Consider the following 24,020-nt stretch of genomic DNA (forward strand, 5'->3'; position numbering starts at 1 on the left):
CTCTCTTTAAAATCCCAATTGAGAAACCGCTTCAATCTCTAATGAATAAATAGGCAACTTGTTTTATATATGAGATTTGCAATTGCAGTCACACCTTCTCATTCTTTTTTAATACCGATATAACCCCATTTTTATTCCAGAATAGCAGCCTATAAAATGACAAAGCTGGAGGCTGGTTGTGCGTGGTTCACGAGGATTTACCCTTATCGAGTTAATAATGTGCATCATCATTCTTGGTGTTGTTGGCGTTGTTGCCCTACCCAAGTTCCTCGGAATACAAAAAGACGCACGAATTGCCGTTTTGTATGGCGCAAGAGAAGCGCTAATGACAGCCAACAACCTTGTTTACACTAAAGCCGTTATTCAGTCTCAAGAGAACATCAACTCAGAAGACACGCGAAACATCGACTTAGATAACGACGGAGTAAACGATCTTATTGGTTACTTTGGGTTAATCAAAAACGTGATTCCAGCAAAAGAGCTTGCCGGTTTTGACCCACAACTCACCATCAACAAATGGTACGGCGCCGATTCAGAGACTGAACCCTACTTCCTTATCGGCTTTGCCAACAAACCCGTGAGCATCCATCACCTGTGTTATGTCGAAGTGTACTACCCTAAAACACCAGGCGGACAACTTCGCTATGGAATTCAAACTGAAGACTGCTAAAAACCCTCCCAAACAAGCTTCAAAATTGTACATTTTGAAGCTTTCTACTTTTAGCGCTCACTTACGCGCCAAAACCTCAACTTAACATAGATTTCACATAATTTTGTTGCATGGTTTTCTTGCAGCGAGAAAGCAAGTAATTCCTGAGTGCATATATTCAAAATCGACACAATCTGTTGTTTTCTTCTTCGCTCAAAAATTGTGCTTGTAAACTCATCATTTCGCTCAATAATAGTTCCATAACAAATTCAATAATTTAAAGCAGGAGGCGTAATGAGAATTTTCTGGCAGCTGCGTTGGTATTTCCGACAAAAATGGAAACATTATGTGGGTTCCATTCTTTTATTTGCAGTAATCTCTGCCCTTCAGCTGGTTCCACCCAAGGCAGTCGGAGTGATTGTCGATGGCGTTGTTGATAACACATTAGAAACAAACACGTTAATCATGTGGTTGTTAGGCCTTATTGTTCTACTTTTCACCATCTACGGGTGCAGAATCCTCTGGCGTATATGGCTATTTGGTGCGAGTTGGGAACTTGGAACCATTTTACGCAACCGCCTTTACCGCCACCTTTCGACTCAACCTCCCCGCTTTTTTGAACGATACAAAACTGGCGATTTGATGGCGCGCGGCACGAACGACGTAAGAAACATCGTTATGACAGCTGGCGAAGGGGTATTAACAGCAGCCGACTCTGTTATCACAGGCATAGCAGTGTTGATCATCATGGTCACGCAAGTCAGTTGGAAACTGACCGTTATGGCCCTGTTGCCAATGCCATTTCTCGCGGTAATTATTTTCTTTATCGTCCGCATTCTTCACCAACGTTTTCGTGTCGCGCAGGAAGCATTCTCTTCGATGTCCGATATGACGCAAGAATCCCTAAATGGTGTGCGAATGCTGCGTGCTTTTGGTTTAGAAAACCAAGAGCAACAACGATTTGAAGATGTCGTTGACGATACCGGTGCTAAAAACATCGCGGTAGCAAGAGTAGATGCGCGCTTTGACCCTGCGATTCAGTTGACGATTGGTCTTTCGTTTCTTCTTAGTGTGGCGGCAGGCGCGTATCTGGTCGACAAAGGCGAAATCACTCTTGGTGATTTGACAGCCTTCACCATGTACTTGGGTTTGATGATTTGGCCAATGCTAGCGTTCGCATTCTTGTTTAACATCTTAGAGCGCGGTTCTGCCGCATGGAATCGGCTACAAGAAATCTTCGATGAACAACCAGAGATCATCGGTGGCACACAGCCTTTAGATGAAAAACCATTACCGCTGCACATCAAGATTGACGCGTTCCATTGGAGTAAAGAACTCCCACCAGCTCTTGCCGCTGTGGACGTAACGTTAGAGCCAGGGAAAATGCTCGGAATTGCTGGCCCAGTAGGCAGTGGCAAATCGACGTTACTCTCCCTGCTATTGCGTCAACATGATTTAGAAAATGGCACCATTCAGTTTGGCGATGTCAAAATCAAAGACGCTATCTTACCTCAATGGCGTAATCGCTTTGCGGTTGTGAATCAGAGTCCATTTCTGTTCTCAAAATCGATCTTTGACAACATCGCTCTTGGCAATCCTCAAGCAACAAAGGAGCAAGTTTATCAAGCAGCGAAATTGGCGTGTATCCACGACGATATAGAGAAATTCCCTGACGGATACCAAACCGAAGTTGGCGAAAAAGGCATTACTCTTTCTGGCGGTCAGAAGCAGCGTATTGCGATTGCACGCGCCATGCTTCTCAACGCTCAAGTGTTAGTTTTAGATGATGCCCTATCCGCCGTAGATGGTCGAACCGAACATCAGATTCTCAAGAACCTTGAAACACACTACCGTGATCAAGCGTTGATCGTTATCGCACACCGATTAACCGCATTGGAAGCGGCTGATGAAATCATCGTTCTTAATCATGGCCATGTCACCGAGCGAGGAAAACATCATTCTCTACTCGAACACCAAGGCTGGTACGCAGAAATGTTCCAGTACCAAAAACTCGAACAAGCAATGGAGGAGTAATCAATGAAACAAACCAGTACATTTAAGCGGTTGTTGTCTTATCCATTGTCTCAGCCGAAGCCAATGATAAAAGGCTTAGCTTTGCTGTTTATCGCGGCGTTAGCGAGTGCGAGTGGCCCTTGGTTGATCCAGTATTTTATTGATGAACACATTGCCAAAGGCGACTACTCTCGTAACGTATTGATTGCTTTAGCGTTGGGCTACGTGTCACTTCAAGTCATTTCAGCAACGTTCCAATATCTTCAATCGTTGCAATTTAGCATGGTGGCAACGAACACGATCAAAACCATTCGCAAGCAAGTGTTTTCGGGAGTGATTAAACAGCCACTTTCTACGTTTGACTACACGCCTGCTGGTAAGCTTGTTTCTCGAATCACGAATGATACAGAATCACTTCAGCAGTTTTACGAGTTGTTAATCGCGACCGTGGTTAAGAACGTTGTGATGATCGTGGTGATGTTGGGTGTCATGTTCTTCATGAGTTGGAAGTTGACGCTGGTTGTTCTCGTCCTGTTACCGATCGTAATTGGCTTTATGTATCTGTTTAAACAACTCAGCACCGAGAGTTATCGCAGAATGCGTGACTTGCTCACGGACATTAACGCCAACTTAAGCGAATCAATCCAAGGGATGAGCGTGATTCAGCTGATGCAACAAGAAGAGCGCTTTAACAAACAATTTAACGAACTCACTGCTGAGCATTTGGTCGCGTCCAAAAAAGTCATTCGCTTAAACGGGTATCTGCTGCGGCCTCTCATGGATCTGTTGGCTGGACTTGCCCTACTCTGCTTAGTTGCCATCTTTGGCTTTAATGGTGTCGAGTTGATTGGTGTCGGTGTACTTTATGCGTTCATCAGTTATTTGGCGCGTGTGACCGAACCTCTGATTGAAATGACTCAACAACTTGCACTTTTACAACAAGCGTTGGTATCGAGTGAACGTGTTTTTGAGTTGATTGATGCGAGGCCACAAACTTACGGTGACGATCATAAACCGCTTAAAACGGGCTCGATTGAGCTAAGTAAGCTGACGTTCAGTTATGATGGTAAGCAAGATGTATTAAAAGACATATCCTTGAAAGCGGCTCATCAAGATTTTATCGCGCTGGTCGGCCATACTGGCAGCGGCAAGAGCACGTTAGCATCTTTGCTCATGGGCTTTTATCCAACCAATGTGGGCGAGTTATTGATTGATGGGCGGCCACTTAATACATTGGGTAAAGACGTACTTCGCAAAGACGTAGCAATGGTTCAACAAGATCCGCACATTCTCCCAGCCTCTGTACGTGAGAACATTTCTCTTAGCCGAGCAGTGAGCGATGAGCAGATATGGGATGCGTTAGATAAGGTAGGTTTATCGGAGCAAATTCGCCGCTATCCAAACGGCTTAGACACTCAACTCGGCCAAGGTGAAACCAACCTTTCGGCAGGTCAAAAGCAATTACTTGCGTTAGCCCGAGTGTTAGTGGCGAAACCAAAAATCTTAATTTTGGATGAGGCAACGGCGAACATCGATTCAGGAACTGAGGCTCTCATTCAAAAAAGCTTAAAAGTTTTGCGCCAAAACATGACGTTAGTGGTCATTGCTCACCGACTGTCCACCATATTGGATGCAGACCAAATTGTGGTTCTACACCATGGTGACTTGGTCGAACAAGGCGCGCATAAAGCCTTATTGCAACAAAATGGTCGCTACGCTCAAATGTACCAGTTACAACAAGCGAATAGACACCTTCAACAGATTGAGCAAGAAGATGCTAAACAACTAGAAGAAGCTGTTTAAGCACTGTACAAGCCACCTGCAAATCGCAATGCAGGTGGCGCCATTTAGTTAAATCCATTCACAATTTAAACTAATTTTTTATTTCTTACCTATTATTGACATAACCCCTCGCTATATAACGCAAGGTCGTTGTAAAATCGTAGCGAACTTCAGCTCAACTTCTTGCCGATGACTCGGTGAGCTGATTACCTATTTCTCATATTGCATATTAATCTCATGACACAAGTCCATGGACAAAGATAAGTTTACTAACATCTATCGCTTGCCTGGTTCGATTCAAATTCGTATCGGTAAATGGCAAAAAACGTTCCGCGGCACCTCTGATTTGGTTTTACATCAGGCGCTAATGGAGCGTAATAAACAGTTTAAAAAACCAGACTTTCTACCTAAAGGCTGGTGTGTTACTCCTATTGACGAAAACGACATCACCATTACGCACCACGGTAAGTACATCCAAACAGTCATGCGTACCATGTTAGATAGAAAGGTATCGTATAAGCGGCTGTTTATGTCGCGTATGAATGCAGAAGATGGTGAAAAGGCACTTCGAAAATACAAATTGGAGTGGGTTCAAAAACACAATCAGATTGCGAAAAAATACAACCAAATCAAGAAAAAGCAGTACATGAATTTTGCAAGGGAAGAAGAAGAAACACTCTACCCTTCCATTCCAAAAGGCGAGTTCGATAAAACGCTGTGGAACAAATTGGTTATATCCACTTTTGGTCCAGAGAAAAAATACAAAAATCCTCACTTTGTACGCAAAGCAGACATCTAATTAAACACCCCTAAATTTAGGGGTGTTTATCTACACGTTAATACAATAAAAATGCAAGACTGATATTCAACTCAAGTAAACTCGAGATACTTGAGTTCTCGTTTTTGACCTATGGCGTTGAAGGATTGAAATTACGCCATAGCGGTTAATTTAATGACGAGCGTCAGCGCCAAATTCTACTTCTTTATAGATATCGGCCAGCGACTTCTTACCTTGTTTGTCTTTGGCTGAACGCTTTTTCTTTGCATGATAGTGATATTCTTGCTCCTGAAGTGCTTCTTCATGCTCTTTCGCTGACTGCACAAACTCAGGGTTCGCAAGTGCTTGTTGGCGTAAGCGGTTTACTCTCTCAAGGGTTTCCCACAACATACTTCACCTCCAAACTAAATACTGTATATAAAAACAGTATTGTTTATAATTCCCTCCTAGTCAATATTCGTGCTCCTTCGTTTACGGGAATTACATCAGCCCTAAGCCTGTGTAGTGCTCAGGATATTTATGGATGATTTGTTTTAGATAATTTTGATGCTCACGCAGCGCGTTGACACATTCTCTGGACAACAATCCTTGATACACCCATTTCTCCAATTCCAGCAAGGCGTAAGGTATCGACCAAGCTTGGCGATATGGGTGGTGAGTCGTAAGCACATCGAATGTGTTAGCCACGGCAACGATTTGCGCTGCAATTGGGATCGCCTCTTTCTTCAAACCGTACGGATAACCAGAACCATTGAGGTTTTCGTATTGGTACGTAATCATCTGCAAAAACAGCGTCACGCTTGGGTGAACTGGATTACCAATACGCGCCACTATATCGTCTGCAGATTCGATACACTGCTCGATATGTTGAAGAAGAATCGCCTCCTGCTCTCTCGTGTAACGTGTTCTACTACAGGCTATCTCTATCGGCAGTTGAATATCGCTCAGTGCATGAAATTGCGCAAACGTACCAATATGCTCAACCGTTTCGTCATTGAAATGATGATGATCCGCGAGTTGTGTGGCGATTAACTGGCTGTAATATTTCATCCGTTTAGTATGGGCATAATATTCTGGCGAATAACTCGGCATCATACCCTGCATTCGATCGGCAAGCGTTTCGATGGCATGGACGACATGATCCTCAGACTCAACAGCAAATTGAACCATCTCAAAATAAGGCTTAAGTCCATTCAATGCTTCAAGCTTAAAAGCTTGGGGCTGGACAGAATTTAAAAAGACAAACCCAGTAAAGGCTTTGTTGTCATAGCAAGGAATCGCGACTGATGACTGATAGCCTTCTTTAAGCAGGGTTTGTATGCGGGAACAATGATTGATGTCGTGAAGATCATCGACAATACGTGGTATTGCATTTTCAGCGGAGATAGTAAGGTTGTGGAGCTTTCTAAACGGCGCCTCATGATGGGCCAAGCACCAAGTATCAAATTCACTTTCGGCGAAAGATTTGAGCATGTCTTGATGAGGGTGATATTTCGCAAACGACACCCTATCGATACACGGCAAATGTGCCTGCATTCTATTCTTCAACGTTTGCAGTTGCTCATTAAGCGGTTTAGCAAACGGGTAAAAACTCCGGTGCGCCATACTTCACCTCCACACCCAAGTAGAGAAACCAGAAGAAAAAGCTCCTTTCTGTCAGAAATTTTGATGATCTTAGAGCGGCTTTTCCCCACTTAAATAATTGATATACCACAACCTAAGTGTACGAAATAAAAACAGATTTCCGCCAATTTTTTCACCGAATATCTTACGGTAATTTGATCCAGATTAAAAAAGCCAACAGGTTTCCCTATTGGCTTTTCGCGTTCAATTTAAACTGTGGAACTAACCTAGAGCAGGTAATACACCTAAAGTGATTAGCACTTGCGCTAAAACGATGCCCGTACCCGCTATACCAGTGACGACCAGCGCTCCTTGCCCACCAGCGACACGGTATTCACCAGAGAAATTATCGGAACGACGAACCTTGATCACCATGACAAGAGGAAGGAAAATCGCAAGAATAGCCAATGCAATCGCCGCGTAACCCAGCGCCATAATGAAGCCTTGTGGGTAAAAAAGCGCAAAACCAAGTGGTGGAGTAAACGTAATCACTGCAGCTAACAAGCGATTTGGTTTCTCACTTTTGCCTTTGATCGTATCACCTAAAAATTCGAACAAACCTAAGCTCACACCTAAAAACGAGGTGAGAAGTGCAAGGTCGGCAAATACACCTACAATGCTGCTCAAGTTGGATTTGTGAACAGTTTGAGATAATTGACCAATAAGTGCACTCAAGCCACCATTTTCAATAAGTGCATCCTGGCTTACTACGCCTAAGGTAACGATTTGCCAGAAAATGTAGATAACTAAAGGAATCGTCGAACCAACAATAACCGCTTTGCGCAAAGACGACGTATCGCCATCTAGGTAGTTTACGATTGCAGGAATACTGCCGTGGAAACCAAACGATGTGAAAATCACTGGAATCGCCGCAAAAATAAGTCCCTGTTCGATAGGCATGCTTAGCAAGTATGACTCGGTAACGTTTGGCGCTAAAAATGACAGTACCGCAACCATTGCGACTAGCTTTAACGCAAACAACACGCGGTTTACTTTATCAACTGTTCCTGTACCAATAGTCACCACTAAAGTAACGATCAGAGTGAAAATCACTGTCGCTGTCGGGCCAGAAATGTCTAACTCAAACCACTGAGATAAGCGATCACCAAATTGGGCACCGCCACCAGCGATGTATGCCGCACACAATGAATAGAACAAAAATAGCATCGCAAAACTGGCAACCCACTTACCCTTTTGACCAAGGATTTGTTTCGCCAAGGTATGAAGTGTCGCACTACTTTCAGCATATTGGTGAAGTTCAAGCATCAGTAGCGCAGTAAAGGCCATTAACGCCCACAAACTCAACATGATGACCAGTGATGTAGTAAAACCAATGCCAGCAGAGGCAAGAGGAAGAGCTAGCATACCAGCCCCAATTGTAGTACCAGCAATAATTAGGGTACTACCAAACACTTTAGAACGACTCATTGTATATTTATCTTTACATCTTATTGGGAATTATCAGCATCAGATCGGGCAACGGCGCACCAAAACTGACACCATATTTGTAATAAACACGATATTGTAGGATCTTTGAGAGAAGATCAAGCAAAGTGTAAGGATAAAAAACCACGTCCGTAAAATTATGTTTACACAAAACAATCTAAGCGCTTATTTCTATCAATAAGCGAGCACATTCTTCAGAATTCATAAACTTGGGAACGGGGTAATTCCAATGTGCCTCTTTCAGAATCAGGTCAACCAAGTCTTCGATATCATCTTGTTTTATGGCTGTTGTGCATTTTTCGATACCAATAGCATCGTACAAGGATTCAATCTGTTCCAAGAAATGCTCAGCACTTGGTTTGTCTTTCGTATTGATATTGGTCTTCTCGGCAAGCGTTCTTAGCTCATCTTCAATTTCAGGCAAAGAGAACTTTAAGACGGGTAGCAACGCTAATCCATTTGCCATGCCATGTGGCAAACCATACCTTGCCCCTAAGTTGTGCGCAAAAGCATGCACGTACCCTAGACTTGCCTTGGTAAAAGCTAACCCTGCGTAGTAAGACGCCATGGCCATTTTGTATCGAGCTTCAATATCTCCCCCCTGAGCCACTGCTTTGGGTAAATAACGAAATATCAATTTGATTGCAGCGACTGAATACGCTTGAGTTTCTGGTGTCGAATTGCGCGAAATGTAGGCTTCTACCGCATGAGTTAACGCATCAATCCCTGTGTCAGCAGTGATTTTGGCTGGCAAACCGATAAGCAAGTCAGGATCGAGCGCGGCCATAATCGGCACCAGTTTCGGGTCCATCAAGGGCGTTTTTAAATGCGTATTTGGGTCTGAAACCACTGCCGCGATCGTCACTTCAGAACCAGTGCCAGAAGTGGTTGGAATAACAAACAGAGGCGCTGGGGTTCGCCATACTTTGAAAAGTCCTGAGAGCTTTTTGATTGAGCGTTTGTTACTTACTCTTGCAGCAATCACTTTTGCACAGTCAATGGCAGATCCGCCACCTAACGCCAAAATGGCTTCCGACTGAGAGGCGTTGTAAGCACGTAATCCATCTTCCACTTGATCGTAAGTTGGGTCTGGTTTTACTTCAGAAAACACGCCCACCTGTAAACCCAACCCCTGCGTTTGCTCCAAGACTTTACCTACCATACCTATTCGAACTAATCCCTCATCGGTCACTAGCAACAAACGTCGAAAACCTAGATCAGATATCGCCTCCAACAACTCAGATACGGCTCCCGAACCAGAAAACAGCGTCGGCCGTGGAAGTGGCAGCACATGCGCTGCGATTTTTAGCCCTTTGGTGTAACTGCGATACAAACAATGTTTCAACATACAAATTCCTTTTGAGTTGGAGCATTTAGTCTAGTAGTTTTTTCAGGCAACTCTTCTTTGCAGCTTCACAAATTCGCAATCGAGTCGTTTACCTTTTCTTAATTAACTCATTGAGCTAATTAAGAAACAAAATGGGGATGTTTTCTTTCCTACAGTGACCACCACAATAGATATTCCATCTGCACCGTCTTTACGATTTACATTGAGAGTGGCAGCAAAACGTGCAACGTCACTTTGAGGCCGAAAACCCTAAAGTCGTCTCTCCCCCTTTGTTTGCTGATGTTTTAGTCAAAAGTAGAAATAAGAATACGTTGCATCATGATTTATTGTCGTTTTCAAAGAAGTCAACCAAAGCAACAAGAATCTTTTAAAACCAATACTCAGCTCAAAGAACTGACGTTAAACAGTGAGCTTCGAGTGATATTCTTATGCAACTAGGATTATTATCTACGCCATAATTAAAATTACGTCCAAATAGCCCACCTTTAAGGGTTCTTTTCGCTGTCGCGCCCTTTCTCTAAATATCAGGCCATGATGTCGGTTTGCGTGGGCTTAAAAACATGTCGGTATAAATAATGAAGCATTCTTCCTCTCCCGATGCTATTGCGGGTTTTGAAGTCGATCTAAAACAAGCACTTATCTGGGTCGCCCGTGCACTCGACTATGTAGGTGTCGATGACACTCACCACAGTCACCGCGTCGCATACATCGCCTACCAATGTGCTCTAGCCTTAAATTGGGATTTAAAGAAAGCAGAGTTTTGTTACTTTGCAGGCATGATTCACGATTGTGGCGTCTCTGAAACGCAAGAACATAAAATGCTGCTGGACGAGCTCATCCCTCAAGATGCTAAAGCGCACTGTCTGCGCGGCTACCAAACGCTCAAACAATGTCGCCTTTTAAGTCAATTTGCCGTTCCAGTGCTTTATCACCACACCCATTGGGATGAGCTGCAACATCTCGACCTGCCTGAATTCGAAAAAGACGTTGCGGCCCTACTCTACCTTTCTGATCGACTAGACTTCATGCGTGCACGCTATGTAATGAACTGCCACTGTGACATTGTCACGCTGCATGAGGAATTGATTGCAGAATGTGTATTGGCGAATGCTGGCACCTTATTTAATCCAGTCATGTGCAAAGCCATGGTTAAGCTCATCATGACCGACGGATTTTGGTTCGCGATGGAATCAGAAAACATCGAAACCATTGGTCTGAATTTTAAGAGCATTGATTGGTTACAAAAACAGTTAACCATTTGGGACATGAACAGCCTTGGATTATTTCTGGCGCGCATTGTCGATGCGAAAAGCCCATTTACTTATCAACACTCGCAAAAAGTTGCTGAGTTGTCGCGCTATTTGGCGGGCAAATTAGGACTCGATGAACACGACCAAGAAATGCTGTTTATTGCCGGTTTGGTTCACGACATAGGTAAGCTAAAGACGCCGGATGAAATTCTACATAAGGAAGGCGCGCTCAGTAAGCAGGAATACACGAGAATCAAACGACATACGATAGATACTCAACTTGCGCTGTATAAGGTGTTCCCAAACGCCAAAATCGCAGAATGGGCTTCAAATCACCATGAACGCTTGGACGGCTCTGGCTACCCTTACCATAAAACAGCAGAAGAACTCGACATCCCTTCTCGCATTATTGCCGTTGCCGATGTGTTTCAGGCACTATCGCAAGATCGCCCTTATCGAGGACGAATGAGCCAAACACAAATTGCTGAGATCATGGATGACCTAATTGAGCAGAATAAACTCTGCGCTCACGTCTATGAGGTGTTAGAGCAGAATATGACGGCTTGCTACAACATATCTATTTGCCACTAAAAGCCGATTTCCGGACATTAAAAAGGGCGCATCACGCGCCCTTTTTAGTATTTAGTGTCTAGATGTTAACTCGCGATATCCAGAAGGTTATCTCTCACACCATTAATTCTGAACCAGCCTGCGATACTGAAACGCTCCGCGTTAGTCGGCAACACTTCATGAGGAAACTGTTCAGATAAGAACACCAGTAGACGCCCCCCACGAGGCGGTATTGTCGCGATTTCTTTGTCATTGAGGTCATAGACGACCAGTTCGCCCGCGTCCTCTTCACTCCAAGATTCATTCATGTAGAACACCGTGGTTAAGCGACGGTTTTCGTTCCCTTTAAAGCAATCAAGGTGTTTTTGGTAAAAATCGCCTTTTTCGTACTTAGCAAAGTGCGCTTCATACTCAAACAAACCCAAGAAGAAATGGCGGTTCACCTCTTGTCGAATCTCTTCCATTTTGCTCAAATAATTCGCGATTGACTGGCCCATAGCTGGTTTTAACCATTGAATTTTGTCACTGCGAATTGATTCAATTCGGGTCACATCATCATTTCGACCAATGCGTGCTTTCTTCCAATTATCCGGTATGCAATCACGCAATTGGGTTACTTCTTCTTCTGAAAGAAAGTCATCCCAAATGTAGTAACCATCCGTTGCTAACGCATCGATCAGCTTGTTCATTTATTTTATTCACTCGTGTGGATTGGGCGGTTTATATAAAAAATTCAATCCAATGCAACAAATGCAACTTTTTGTCGAAACGACAAATTCTGAATCAGCAAATAAAATTGAAAGAAAAGCACACAAAAAAGCCACTCTCTTGAGCGGCTAAATTAGTAAGTTATCGGGCACCATAAACCACGGTTGGTTGATGAATCGGTCTGATTCGCTGGATAGTTCGGCGCTGCTTGTTCTTTAGTTGGATGTGACACAGTTCCAGCACCAAACCAAACGCCATCGCAAAGTACACATACCCTTTATTGATATGGATTGCGAAGCCTTCGGCCATCAGCAAGCCACCCAGCAATACATCAACTATTAAGAATAGTAATTGGATTGTAATTAAAAGAAAAAGCGCCTTTCGGCGCTTATTATACATCCCTAACCCAAACGTCCTTGACGTCTTTTTTAAGAAGGTCAATCACACTTTGGTGAATGAAAACGAAGCCAAAATCTTCTTCTAGTTTAAATATTAACCGCTCTTCTAAGGGAATATTTTCTAATTTAGAGAAATCAAACTCTGTTGACTCGATATCTAACCAGTTCAACTTACCGTATTGTTTTTCTTTATCCGTCAATTTATAAGTTTGATGGATGTAAGGCATACGATAATCTTCGTAAACTTTAATTTGATCATCTGTTGGTTGGCTTGGAGAACAATCCACGCGAGCGTCTAACCACTCTACTCCGTGTACTACCAGTTTCTCTACTTCTGATACAATATCACTGATGATAAATAGCTTTGGAGAAAAGGTCATTTCCAAAAGCAAATCTGGCTCTACTGGCACAATTGGCTTGGGGCTTTGCTGGAATGGGAAGTTACCTAAGTCTTGTTTAGTTAGTAAATGATATTGTTCTTTCATTTTAAGCCTCAAAACTTTGGAGCAAGGTCATCAGTGCTAATCTTAGCTTTTCTCAAAGAGTCAAATTCTGCCATAAAGTCAATCACATCAAACAATTCTTCACAAAAAAACATCGCCGTTTCAGCACCTTTTACTCGAAACGCTACTCTATTAGATAACGGAATTTGCTTTAACTTTTCTTCAGAAATAAATAATTCGTGGACTATCAGTTCACCGCTTCTTGGAGAGATTTCGATATCTGAACGCTCTTCATCTAGTACATCTATAATATTATTGATAGCTAAAATGTATCGATTCTGTACTTCTCCATCCTCCAACTTCAGCTGAGAAGGATAATATTCAATACCAAAAGGGTCGAAACTCATTAAGATTTCAGCAAATAGACGACTTACCGATAAATCACCACAATCAACTATCGGTCCAACGTTTTTTATACTTCCTCCTTCACTATCCACCCACACAACAGGGTTTATCGATGAAGTTGGATGATAATGGTTTGTACTATACAACGACTCTCTGTTATCTACAGAAACAAAGTTAACACTTGAAGAGAAGTAGTTTTCGGAGATCAATGAAAAATACATATATACCCTACTTTATTTTTGTTCTTTGATTGTTTTTAATCGACGACCACTATAGCAAAATGCTTTTACTTCTATAGTACTAGGAGTATTATCTTAGCCATTAAAATGGTTCATTTTCCTACCTTTAGACTCCATCTTGTGACAAATAAAAAAGCGCCTTTCGGCGCTAATTATACATCTCTTATCCAAACGTCTTTGACGTCTTTTTTAAGAAGGTCAATCACACTTTGGTGAATGAAAATTAAGCCAAAATCTTCTTCTAGTTTAAATATTAACCGTTCTTCTAAGGGAATATTTTCTAATTTAGAGAAATCAAACTCTGTTGATTCGATGTCGAACCAGTTCAACTTGCCGTATTGTTTTTCTTTATCCGTCAATTTATAAGTTTGATGGATGTAAGGCATACGATAATCTTCGTAAACTTTAATTTCATCATCAGATGGCTGGCTTGGAGAACAATCCACGCGAGCGTCTAACCACTCTACTCCGTGTACGACCAGTTTCTCTACTTTTGACGCAATATCACTGATGATAAATAGCTTCGGAGAAAAGGTCATTTCCAAAAGTAAATCGGGCTCTACTGGCACAATTGGCTTGGGGCTTTGCTGGAATGGAAAGTTAACTAGGTCTTGTTTAGTTAGTAAATGATATTGTTCTTTCATAATTAAAATACAGGTGCCTCTTCATCAAAATCAAATGGCTCTTGCACGAGACCTACTGCGCCATTTTTCTCTGCGATTTCCCAAACATTATCAACCAATTCAGTAGAAAAGAAAATCGTGTCATCTGAGCCTTGCACTCTGAATATATGCTTCTTATGTGGTTCAATAGCGTTGTACTTCGACTCAGATATGTATAGCTCAGAGACTACTACCTTTGGAGGTAAGCCTAGATGAGACTTATCCCTAGTAAAGACAAAACTTTCCTCATCATTAATAACGTCAATGGTATTATTAACCGACATGATATAAAAGCCCGTTAGTTGCCTGCAAGTGGAATGTAGCTCGGCAGGCAGGAATATCACACCATATGGATCCCACGCCATAATAGCTTCCATTATCAGTCTAGAAACTAGCCGATCACCTTTATCGATTATATCGGGAACGTCTTCGAGTGGGTGTTCACCAGCAGTCCAAACTATAGGAGCAGATGTTGAAACTGGAACGAATATATCTGTAGAATATAAAAATTCTCTGCCATCAGCTGGTTTGGCAATAATATCACTACCTAATAAGTTTTCGCTAAATGTTGTTAGTTGTTCAGTACTCATTTGCTCACAACTCCTTGATGTTCTTTAACCTACGCTCACTACTGTCGAAGATCATATCCTTCACGACATCCTTCGGCTCAATTTTTTTATAAATATTTTCGTACACCATATTGTTTTTAACTGAAGTACTGTACTCTTTATTATTTTTTTGATACGTGATGTTGGACTTAACCAAGCCTTCGCTTTCTCTTGTATGCGAATCCTTTTCTGCTATGTCCCGCCGTTTATTGAAAAACTTGAAGCCTCCGGGCGTAAAGTGAGCGTCTCTACTACTACACACACCACATCCTATGTTTCCTTTCTTAAACCTAACTCCATCACCTTTTAGCAGCAGTTTAAAGTTCGAAATATAACCAAGTATTTTTTTCGATACGTCATCAATCTCATCGACATAGATTAAGTAATCAGTGTCGCAATTCAATTTGTTCAATGTCAATGCTAACTTTATCGCAACTACTTTATGGTAACCAATTGTAGAATCGATAGACTTTTTAAGCCCTTTGTCTTTTATCTTTGATGACTCTTTAAGCATCTTCGCTTTAGTGCCATAAAAAGAGTTCGAAATGCTTGAATCAGTATGGCCAGAAGAATGTTGAGGAGTCTCGTAATAACAACAAATTTCTTCATCTGATGATAGTAAAACTAGATTGGTTCCATGATTCATCGACCAACCTTTTCGTTGCATTTGTAATGTTCTAAAGGTTGCTAGACTATTAACAACCATATCACTTATTATATGGTGTGCATCGAGAGCGCCTGACTTAAGGTTCAGAGGGTGGGACATTCTAATATCGGCACTCGCTAACTTATAAGAGTCAGTTTGGCGAAATACATCACCTTCAAACTCTTTCACCGTATTGCTAGGGTTCGCTTCTTGTCTTTTCACTATTTGTTCTTCCCTTTTGTTCTTAGAGCATCGGCGCACTCTCCCTCTTTTTTGCCAGCAACTCTTTTACAAATCTTACACCTAACAGGCTTTTTATCTTTTTCTTCATTTGCCTTTGCAGAGTTCTTTCCTGACTGAGCAGACTCACCGGTATTATGTTTTACTTTTGCTGGGTATGTTTTTTCACCCTTACCTAAGATGCGAGCAAAAAGCTTATCAAACTCGCCCATCGCTTCTTTTAGTTTGTCCGGCACCATCTTATCGATGATTTTTACCTCATCCGCTAACTTTAAGAAATACGCACCGAGCTCATCTGCGCCCATTCTGTTTGCGTATGAAGCCAACTCGGTTGCCACTTCAATACAAGGTTTTAGAACATCGCTAACAATCTGGCTGGTTTGTTTGGCGTAATTCACCCAATCTAATGTACGCAAGAATTTTTCTGGATCGCCTTTACCCATGCCTCTTAAAACGGCTAGCAAAGTATCTTTTGATGTTCCTTTGCCGCCTTTTAGCGCAACTTTACACGTACCTTTGACTGCACTACCAAATGTAGGAACGCAGCCGACAAGGGTAAGTGAAAGTGCTAACCAGTTTTCGGGCTTATCACGTTCTTCTTCACTCAACAAAGTCATAATGTTTGCAGATAAATCGCGCACGTCAGCGGCTTGGTCTACGACAGGAATCATCGTCAGCGCTGTATTGGCGATGATCTGCTCTACAGAAGCATCATCGTTGAAATCACCAAGAATCACACCCCAAATCCAACTGGCCGCACCAGACATTCGCGTCCAAGCATTTTCCCAGAAACCAACTTCACCTTTCTTTGTTTCTTCAATGATCAGTTGAGCGTTCGCACTTGGATTGAAGTTTGGGTTGGTCTTAGTTGGGACATTCGGCATAAAGTCGCGACTGTCCTCACCGTACTCTATGGCAAACTCACCCGGAGCAACGCCACCAACAGAAGCCTTACCGTTGTTGTCTAATGTTCCTTCAAATACGGCGCCAGATTGGTCGGTTAGAGTGTAAGTCGCACCTTGAACGGGTTCACCGTCTGAGTATGAGAGGTATAAGTCAACCGTATATGTCCCCTCCTGATCTTCCGTAACAGAAACCGATGGATTTTGTGCGCCGCCAAGACACATGGTATTGGCTTTGTTCATTGTCATTTGATCGGACAGGCGACATACGCCCTTACCTTCAAACTTAACCGTTGGTGAGGCTGAGATGAATTTTGCTTCGGCTTCTATGGTGCCGGATGCTACGCCTTTTTTATCGCCACCCGCATCACCGGTACTTTTTGAAAACGTACTACCTTTGATCGCGACACTGTTGCCACCATCCATAGAGATAGTCGTAGTGCCACCAGCAAGATCTGCTGATTTGGCATTGTTGCCATAAGGGATAGGAACGATCGGCTTACCGACCTTCGTTAAACAAACATCTGGGAGCGTTGCATTCGCTTCACCACCTGAGCCTTTATGAACTATCGAAAGTCCATTTGCACCAACTGTTACGCCCATAACCAATCCATTTGAATTTTGTTGATTGAATAATAAAAGAGATCGCATATTGCAATCCCTCTAAATGACTAGTGAATTTCACTAAATCGCTAGTGACATTCACAATAAACCTTAAAACTGGCAGAAGATCTCATTTCGAGATCTTCTGTTTATCGATACACTTCAAGTAATTGCTGAAACTTTAAATCTATGACGATGTAAGTCGCGGCATACATGATTGCGAAGGTAATCGCACTGATGCCTAAAATCAGTTTGGGTGAAATCACCCTTTTTAACGGCTTCTTAAGGTATTTGGCCTTAAGGTTAACGAGAGAGACTTTCTCTTGCTCTGCTAAGCGTTCATCACGTACTAAGCGATAAATTGTATTGCCGATTTCTGCTAGCTTTTCGTTACCGCGCTCTTCACGGCCGTATTTGCCCTGAAAGCCAAGTTGAAGCAACAAATACAGAAACTCGATAACGTGACGGTATTTGCGCGGGTCTGCTTTTAATCGCTCGAGAATAACGAAGAACTTATCACCGCCAGATGTTTCATTGTGGAACTCTGACAGCAAACTGTTCTGGCTCCAATGGCTGTTAGCGCCCCACTCTTGTCGGCAGACCGACTCATCAATCGCAGCACACAAACAGTAGCGGATGACCAAAATGGATGCGCGATCCAGTTCCATTTCATTGAGCTTACGCTCGCCTTTTCTTATCTCACGAGCTACTTGTTCACGAAACGGCATTGGGTCATCAAGCCAAGGAATCGAAGACATACAAGACAAACTGGCGATCAACCATGAGAACTGGTCGACCAACGGGTTGATGCCCATGTTTTCGATGTTTAGGTCTTGTACCGCGATATTACGAGACAAGTCAGGCGCTGGCATCACCTCCATCGGTTTGCCTGGCTCTGGTTGGAATAAGACTACAGTAACGTCAGTTTCTGCGTAACTCATAGACGAACTGCCCATAGTTGCAGCGACAAGTTAGCAAAGTCGCCGGCTACGTGAACCGCAATTGCAGCCGTGTTTTTCAGTGCTGCCCACTCTTCACCAGTCTTATCCAGTTCGAAGTAGGTGTAACCTGCGTGGTAAGGCAATGCGCGAGGTACGACTGGCATTGGTTTAATCTCGATGCCCGGCAGTTGCAGGTTAATCAAGTCACGAATGTTATCGATAGAACCGATCTTCGTTTGACTAACAAACTGGGTGTGAAGAACATCCAAAGTAACGTCGGCTTTAACCGCAAGAATAAAGGTCGTGGTGTCGATAATCTTACTGTCTGGAATCGCTGCCGTTCTAATACCGTAGTTTTGGTCTTTCAACGTCAGTGGAATTGCACGCTGCTCAGACATCACACTTAGTGTCATCTTCGCACTATCCAATGTACGCGATAGACAGCTGGTTAGGTCGCCATGGTTGTACTTGGTGAACTCGATTGGTCGACGAGATGCTGAACACAAAGTCGAAAGCTCACCTTCCGCTTGAAGAAGAATGCGATAAAACGATTCAGGATGAACCCCTTCTGCGCTCGCAAAGTGCCAGAATAGCGGCTCGTATCGGTTTAGAGCTTGCAGCAGCATGAAATCAGAAACTGAAGATACGCCTTGCTGGTCAACCACACCTAAGCGCTGAACGATGGATTCTGCACGGTGTTTCAGCATAGAGGCAAACTCGGTTGCGAACTTGTTTAGCACGGTAGAGGCATGAATATCGATACAAGTCGGGATAAAGCTTTCATCCAAGATAACACTGCCGTCGGGCTTCACTTCTGAGATCTTCAGAATTGGAATTGATGTGTAAGCACTCTTATCTTCATGGTCATACATCAAGCAGAAGTTAAGCTTACCGACTACGATATTTGCCATGTCTTCTGAATCATAACAAGCGTCAACCGCCTCTTGAGATTCCAGCGTGTAACGTGCGCCGTCTTTCTTCGTGCCGAATAGTTCAGAGCGCTCAGAAGGTAACGGACAACAAAGGTAAACCACTTTGTCAGCAATCGAAGGATCAACGTCTTTCACTTCTGGAAGTTCAGCCAGCAGCGGCAGCTCAAATGGTGTTCTGTCTTGAAGAATACCTTCAGCGCGAGTGATACCAATTTTGCCCAACGCCAGTAGTTGCGAGTTAATCTCTAAGCGCTTAATGCCCCAATGCAAAGGTGATGCATTTGCGCTCAGCATGCTCGACAGTTTACTTTGTGAACGATCGAGTTGCTGAAAGTGCTGCGGCTTCATGAACATTCCATCTTGCCAAACAACTGGATTGTATAAAGACATGCTTTTATTCCTTAAAAATAAACTTGTTCAATGCCGCGAGTGTTGTCAGAAATTAACTCACTGCCTTCTAACTTGAGTTTTATGTAGTACTCGCTCTTCTCTTCAATCACTTCGACTTTACGCCAAGAAGAACCGTCAATATCGCGAAACGCGACTGAGAATCCAACCGCACGGGTTGCTGGGTCGAGTTCCAAAAATTCGTGGATCTTTTCACCGGGCTGCATTTGGTATTCATAACGTTTGATGTATTCATCACCCAGTGATGCTTTATCGTTCTCAAACAATGCGAAGAAGTCTAAGCTACGAAACAACACTGGTGACGTCAGTTCGTGAACTCGCAAAATAACCGGAGAGGATTGTCCGCCTTCACGAACATTTAGAACCGAAGACGCCTCAATCACCAACTCAATCGAGGACGTTTCAGGCGTGATGCCTGTTGATTCTTTAAATTGATCCCACATGGCACAACCGGATAGCAAGGCGCATCCGAGCAATATTGCAATACTACGCATGGCTTCCCTTAATCGCTTTGGTGTAGCTTTTCTTGATCAAACCTTTCAATGACGTCTCATTCATTTGACGACGGTTATTGGCGTAGAACTCAAGATACTCACCCCATAACTTTGATTTGGTGGTGAACATGGATTTACTTGCAACGTCGTTTGCAAACGTGACAGGGTCATTCGTTTCAGATTGTTCAATTAGCAACTCATTGAGTGCCTTGTTAAAAATAATTTGATGATCGTTGAGCTCATCCAACATTTGCTCCACCAATTCATTCGGAGACAGCAAGTTCTGACTATTTAGCGTTAACATCAGTTCCGCTAAGTTTGAATCCGCTTCGCTTAAACCTTGTTCACCTTTAAGTGACTCAACTTCATGCAAGTCTTTTTGCAAGTTATCGATACACAAACGAAGACATGCCCCCATTTGTTTAAACAGCAGAGCTTCGTTACTGATCAGATCAGGGTTACTAATACCCAAGCCTTCATAAAACGCTTTACCGATATCTGAAGAATGAGCCGCACTCTCCGTCGCTAGAGACTCGTTGCTTACAAAACCTTGTTGGGCCTCTTTCGCTTTCGTTTCTGGCTGAGTAGGTTGTGCTGATGGAACAAAGGCTTGTGTTACCTCTTCCCATTTCTGGCTAACAGGCTCTGCTCTTTGAGTAACATTTGACGTCGCGTGACTAAGTGGCACTTCATATTGAGGCTGTTGAGGTTGGTTAACGTCTGGTTGAACCACACTAGCCTGAGGCGAAACGGGCTTCGTGTGCGCAAAATCTTCTGGAATGAACGCGGCTTGCTTAGCTTGCTCTGCCGCTGGTTCAACAGATTCTTTACTCGTGGCAACGCCTCCCAGCCAATCTTCAGGGATTAAATTTGGAATATCGAATTCGGAATGGATACTGAAACTGTCATCAACGACTTGTCGCGTATTTTCGATTGTCTTAGCCGGTGCAGGCTCAGGCTTTTCAACATCGCGGATAAGATAGTCGTCTTCACGCTGCATCGAAAACTTTAGATGCGCAATAGGATCGTCAGTATTAACACCATCTTGCCTGGTCTCCATGAACAAGTCTTCTAATGCACCGACTTTTTCTTCCTCTTCTACGACCGCCTCACCGAGATTGACGAGTGGATCATTCGATACTCTTTCTGGGGCAATATCGGCGGCAATATCTTGAACAGCGGATATATGCTCTAATGCAACGCCAATCTCGTACTGCCCTAATGAAACAACGTCACCGTCAACAATAGATATCGGTTGATTCTTTAGAATCTTATTACCATTAACCATAGTGCCATTTGTCGACACATCGCTAATGTAGAAAGTGTCACCGTATACACTTATCAAACAGTGTGTACCAGAGATAAAACGGTTATGGTCCGTTAAAGACAGAGTGCAGCTAGGCGCTCGTCCAACTGAGCCACCACCTTCTGGCATTTCAATATGCTTTGCGCCCGTATATTCCTCTGGGCATTTAGAAATAAATAGGACTAGCTGATGTGTTTGCATTGCTAAACCTTAAAAGAGTAGAGAAACAGAAAGCTCAACTCCACCAATTCCGTCATTAACGACTGGAAGAATATAGGAAGCTTGGGGAATAATTTGAATGTGCGCATCAGGGTTACTGCCTAATTTGATGGCCGTACCAAATGTAACGACTGCACCCAACTCAAACTGATCTGCATCTTCGACACTTTCGTAACGGTAGCCATCTTGGTCTACTTTCCAACGGTTTGAATACTGCGAGTAACCAAACGATAAGCCAGCACCGACATAAGGAGTAAATATGCTCCACGAGCTCAGAGCGTATTGAGGAACAACACGAAACTCGTAATTTGTAACTTCTTGATAAAGGCCGTTTGAAGGGGCATTGACATCTTCCGCGAGATAATTCAACCCAAGCCACCAGCGCCAACGGTTGTTATTTTCATCGATTGGGCGGGTATGAACAAGACCGTATCGTAAAGCATCTACGTCACCACTAGAGCCTTCGTCATAGTCAATACTTTCTACAGTGATCATATTGACTGAAGCACCATATCGCTCCCCTTTTGCCACCGCAAAAGTAGAAAAAAAACACATGGCATAAATGAGTCCAACTTGACTAGATTTTGACATTGATTTCCCCAATAAAATCTATTTTTTATTATTTGGAGGAAGGACGATATCAATTACACTCTCTTTTTCAAGACATAAAATAAAGCGACCACAACAAAGCACACTTTAACTATCAAAATAGGCATTTCAACCATTAACAGGCGCATTATAGAACCTTGATAAATAGCCGCATTATTCTAGAAAATTGAATAAGCAAAGACCGTATATCAGCAATTGATAATAAAAAAACACCTAATATTAAGTTTATTAAAATGTTCATTTACATCATAAAAAACTAACAAAATGAATGAAAAATAGGACTTTTCCTACACACAAATTAGCCAATTGATATTAATATTAGGAACAAAGATCACACAAAATGGATTTTAATTAGATTTATCGGCTTTTTATTGTCTAAAAATCTTTTTTTATCTATAAAATCAGAAAAAATGCATTGCATGTCATTTGGCATAGCAGGCGAATACAATAAAAAAATCTATCTTTATTATTTTATTATCAACTCAGTTGGAACTTAACATTATGTTTTTCAGCGACTTCACAAGAAGACCGATCGATGAAAGTAATCCAAGCGGTACCAATCCAAATGGCTTAGACGACTTTGATGAAATAAAACGTCAAATAAATGGCTTGAACAAAGTAACAGGCCGTGTGTCATGGAAGACAGTTCAGACACTATCAAAAGAAATCCTTAGAACGAAAGGCAAAGACTTTCGCTGTAGCTGTTACTTTACTGTGGCAGCCATTAATAATGACGGACTAAAAGGCCTAGTTGAGGGCTTAAATTCTGTGCTCGACTTGTGTGTTGTTTATTGGTTCTCCGCCTATCCTGAGTACACAAAAGCTAATGCCCGTATTAGTGCGATTGAATGGATGGTTGAGTACACTGAAAAACGAATGAAGAAACACCGAGTCCTGCCGGAAGAACTCCCCCTAATTGAAGCGGCTCATCAGCTTTGTCTACGTATCGAAGAGGAACTTCGCCTTCACTATGGTATTAAGGCACCTTCTTTTGGACGTATTCGTCGTCCCCTAAATCAGTGGATTGAAGAGATTAAAGAAGAAAAGGCGAAACAAGAGAAAACCTCACAAACAAAACCTGCGGCAAATCCTCCTTCGGCAGGCATCCGAGTCGAAATAGCACCGCCTAATAGACCTGTTCAAAAGAAAGTAGAGCAGCCTAAAGTGGAAGAAGAGGCCAAATCAAGCCGATTCATTATCTATACAATGATCGGATTGCTGATCATAGCTTTTACGTCCCACTTCATATACAAACAGCATCAATACACAATGCTCAAGGAAAGAATTGGGGCAGCATCACTTACTGAATTAGTGACGATTGTTAACTCGCTCAGTGTCGAAAACAAAAATTACCAAGATGACTTGCGCTCTGTCACGGTTGAGCGTCTTCATACTTTGATGTCAGGTTGGACATTAGATCCAGTCAAAGTGAGCCAGGTCAATACCATTGAACAGTTAACGAATGACCTGACCAAGCTCTATCCAGACTCATCCTCTGCACAACAACTTCGCGATAATTTTTTAGGCCAACGTTCTTATTTTGAAGATGAATTTGAGGCTATATACAAACGTTTTGCATATGCTAGAACGGTCTTTGCCAACATTGCAAAACAAAGTGCAGACAAGGACGCTAAGAAAGCATATGAGTACAGCAATTCGCTATTTCCCCTTCTTGGGCGAATTGAATATGCAGAAAAGAACTCTCAGCGAAAGGAAATTGAACGATCACTTCTTTTGCTGAACGCTTACCTATATAAAATCAACCAGCTACAAGCTGCAGAAAAAGACAATAAATAAA

The 24,020-nt window shown here is 42.6% G+C and carries 22 protein-coding genes and 1 pseudogene; 6 read left to right on the forward strand and 17 right to left on the reverse strand.

The features are described 5' to 3' along the window. Positions 1–178 precede the first annotated feature (178 nt). The 4 genes from NL646_RS06000 to NL646_RS06015 all read left to right on the forward strand — a co-directional run bounded on the left by NL646_RS06000 (position 179) and on the right by NL646_RS06015 (position 5,243). Positions 179–670 carry a prepilin-type N-terminal cleavage/methylation domain-containing protein gene (locus NL646_RS06000; protein WP_005454955.1) on the forward strand — a complete coding sequence of 164 codons (492 nt, stop codon included), beginning with the start codon at positions 179–181 and terminating at the stop codon, positions 668–670. A 273-nt stretch (positions 671–943) separates the two neighbouring features. Next, positions 944–2,683 carry an ABC transporter transmembrane domain-containing protein gene (locus tag NL646_RS06005; RefSeq protein ID WP_253663979.1) on the forward strand — a complete coding sequence of 580 codons (1,740 nt, stop codon included), beginning with the start codon at positions 944–946 and terminating at the stop codon, positions 2,681–2,683. A gap of 3 nt (positions 2,684–2,686) precedes the next feature. After that, the gene (locus NL646_RS06010; RefSeq protein WP_253663980.1) at positions 2,687–4,465 is read left to right on the forward strand and encodes an ABC transporter transmembrane domain-containing protein; all 1,779 of its coding nucleotides are present in this window, start codon (positions 2,687–2,689) and stop codon (positions 4,463–4,465) included. 229 nt (positions 4,466–4,694) lie between these two features. Next, positions 4,695–5,243, forward strand: a complete 549-nt coding sequence (locus NL646_RS06015) for a hypothetical protein (protein WP_015296689.1) — start codon at positions 4,695–4,697, stop codon at positions 5,241–5,243. Positions 5,244–5,393: 150 nt separating this feature from the next. Here NL646_RS06015 and NL646_RS06020 read toward each other — a convergent pair whose 3' ends face one another. From NL646_RS06020 to NL646_RS06035, 4 genes are all read right to left on the reverse strand, one after another. Further along, positions 5,394–5,612 carry a hypothetical protein gene (locus tag NL646_RS06020; protein WP_005455055.1) on the reverse strand — a complete coding sequence of 73 codons (219 nt, stop codon included), beginning with the start codon at positions 5,610–5,612 and terminating at the stop codon, positions 5,394–5,396. A gap of 90 nt (positions 5,613–5,702) precedes the next feature. Continuing rightward, the gene (locus tag NL646_RS06025) at positions 5,703–6,827 is read right to left on the reverse strand and encodes an HD-GYP domain-containing protein (protein ID WP_025502820.1); all 1,125 of its coding nucleotides are present in this window, start codon (positions 6,825–6,827) and stop codon (positions 5,703–5,705) included. A 240-nt stretch (positions 6,828–7,067) separates the two neighbouring features. Further along, positions 7,068–8,273 carry an aromatic amino acid transport family protein gene (locus tag NL646_RS06030; protein ID WP_229608021.1) on the reverse strand — a complete coding sequence of 402 codons (1,206 nt, stop codon included), beginning with the start codon at positions 8,271–8,273 and terminating at the stop codon, positions 7,068–7,070. Positions 8,274–8,448: 175 nt separating this feature from the next. Then, on the reverse strand, positions 8,449–9,639 hold the full coding sequence (locus tag NL646_RS06035) for an iron-containing alcohol dehydrogenase (protein WP_140204723.1): 1,191 nt from the start codon (positions 9,637–9,639) through the stop codon (positions 8,449–8,451). A gap of 575 nt (positions 9,640–10,214) precedes the next feature. Between NL646_RS06035 and NL646_RS06040 the strand changes: the two genes are divergently transcribed. Next, positions 10,215–11,480 carry an HD-GYP domain-containing protein gene (locus NL646_RS06040; RefSeq protein WP_140379965.1) on the forward strand — a complete coding sequence of 422 codons (1,266 nt, stop codon included), beginning with the start codon at positions 10,215–10,217 and terminating at the stop codon, positions 11,478–11,480. A 65-nt stretch (positions 11,481–11,545) separates the two neighbouring features. Here the strand turns inward: NL646_RS06040 and NL646_RS06045 are convergent, their stop codons facing one another. The 13 genes and pseudogenes from NL646_RS06045 to NL646_RS06105 form a co-directional block, all read right to left on the reverse strand. After that, entirely contained in the window at positions 11,546–12,148 is a 603-nt protein-coding gene (locus tag NL646_RS06045; RefSeq protein WP_253663981.1) for a 2OG-Fe(II) oxygenase, read from the reverse strand. Positions 12,149–12,308: 160 nt separating this feature from the next. Next, positions 12,309–12,527 (reverse strand): annotated as a pseudogene (locus tag NL646_RS06050) (hypothetical protein); the annotation flags it as partial. A 31-nt stretch (positions 12,528–12,558) separates the two neighbouring features. Next, positions 12,559–13,050 carry a hypothetical protein gene (locus NL646_RS06055; RefSeq protein WP_029861603.1) on the reverse strand — a complete coding sequence of 164 codons (492 nt, stop codon included), beginning with the start codon at positions 13,048–13,050 and terminating at the stop codon, positions 12,559–12,561. 8 nt (positions 13,051–13,058) lie between these two features. Beyond that, positions 13,059–13,634, reverse strand: a complete 576-nt coding sequence (locus NL646_RS06060; RefSeq protein ID WP_025555207.1) for a DUF1629 domain-containing protein — start codon at positions 13,632–13,634, stop codon at positions 13,059–13,061. A gap of 170 nt (positions 13,635–13,804) precedes the next feature. Next, the gene (locus NL646_RS06065) at positions 13,805–14,296 is read right to left on the reverse strand and encodes a hypothetical protein (protein ID WP_047706445.1); all 492 of its coding nucleotides are present in this window, start codon (positions 14,294–14,296) and stop codon (positions 13,805–13,807) included. A 2-nt stretch (positions 14,297–14,298) separates the two neighbouring features. Then, entirely contained in the window at positions 14,299–14,904 is a 606-nt protein-coding gene (locus tag NL646_RS06070) for a DUF1629 domain-containing protein (RefSeq protein ID WP_005495174.1), read from the reverse strand. A gap of 4 nt (positions 14,905–14,908) precedes the next feature. Beyond that, positions 14,909–15,790, reverse strand: a complete 882-nt coding sequence (locus NL646_RS06075; RefSeq protein WP_005495175.1) for an AHH domain-containing protein — start codon at positions 15,788–15,790, stop codon at positions 14,909–14,911. Beyond that, on the reverse strand, positions 15,790–17,313 hold the full coding sequence (locus tag NL646_RS06080; protein ID WP_079857815.1) for a PAAR-like domain-containing protein: 1,524 nt from the start codon (positions 17,311–17,313) through the stop codon (positions 15,790–15,792). The genes NL646_RS06075 and NL646_RS06080 overlap by 1 nt, the downstream gene beginning before the upstream one ends. Positions 17,314–17,462: 149 nt before the next feature. Further along, complete coding sequence (icmH, locus tag NL646_RS06085) at positions 17,463–18,254, reverse strand: type IVB secretion system protein IcmH/DotU (protein ID WP_005449458.1); 792 nt, start codon at positions 18,252–18,254, stop codon at positions 17,463–17,465. Next, entirely contained in the window at positions 18,251–19,576 is a 1,326-nt protein-coding gene (gene tssK, locus NL646_RS06090) for a type VI secretion system baseplate subunit TssK (RefSeq protein WP_005480714.1), read from the reverse strand. The genes icmH and tssK overlap by 4 nt, the downstream gene beginning before the upstream one ends. 11 nt (positions 19,577–19,587) lie before the next feature. Beyond that, entirely contained in the window at positions 19,588–20,088 is a 501-nt protein-coding gene (gene tssJ, locus NL646_RS06095) for a type VI secretion system lipoprotein TssJ (protein WP_011105829.1), read from the reverse strand. Beyond that, positions 20,081–21,595 carry a type VI secretion system-associated FHA domain protein gene (locus tag NL646_RS06100; RefSeq protein ID WP_140321635.1) on the reverse strand — a complete coding sequence of 505 codons (1,515 nt, stop codon included), beginning with the start codon at positions 21,593–21,595 and terminating at the stop codon, positions 20,081–20,083. The genes tssJ and NL646_RS06100 overlap by 8 nt, the downstream gene beginning before the upstream one ends. 9 nt (positions 21,596–21,604) lie before the next feature. Next, positions 21,605–22,204: a hypothetical protein gene (locus NL646_RS06105; protein WP_218766640.1), complete on the reverse strand. Its 600-nt coding sequence runs from the start codon at positions 22,202–22,204 to the stop codon at positions 21,605–21,607. A 519-nt stretch (positions 22,205–22,723) separates the two neighbouring features. Between NL646_RS06105 and NL646_RS06110 the strand changes: the two genes are divergently transcribed. After that, positions 22,724–24,019: a type VI secretion system ImpA family N-terminal domain-containing protein gene (locus NL646_RS06110; RefSeq protein WP_042763535.1), complete on the forward strand. Its 1,296-nt coding sequence runs from the start codon at positions 22,724–22,726 to the stop codon at positions 24,017–24,019. The last annotated feature ends 1 nt before the right edge of the window (position 24,020 follow it).

The sequence above is a fragment of the Vibrio sp. Y20_XG_PY13 genome, from assembly GCF_024181925.1.
In the GTDB taxonomy this organism is placed as follows: domain Bacteria; phylum Pseudomonadota; class Gammaproteobacteria; order Enterobacterales; family Vibrionaceae; genus Vibrio; species Vibrio parahaemolyticus.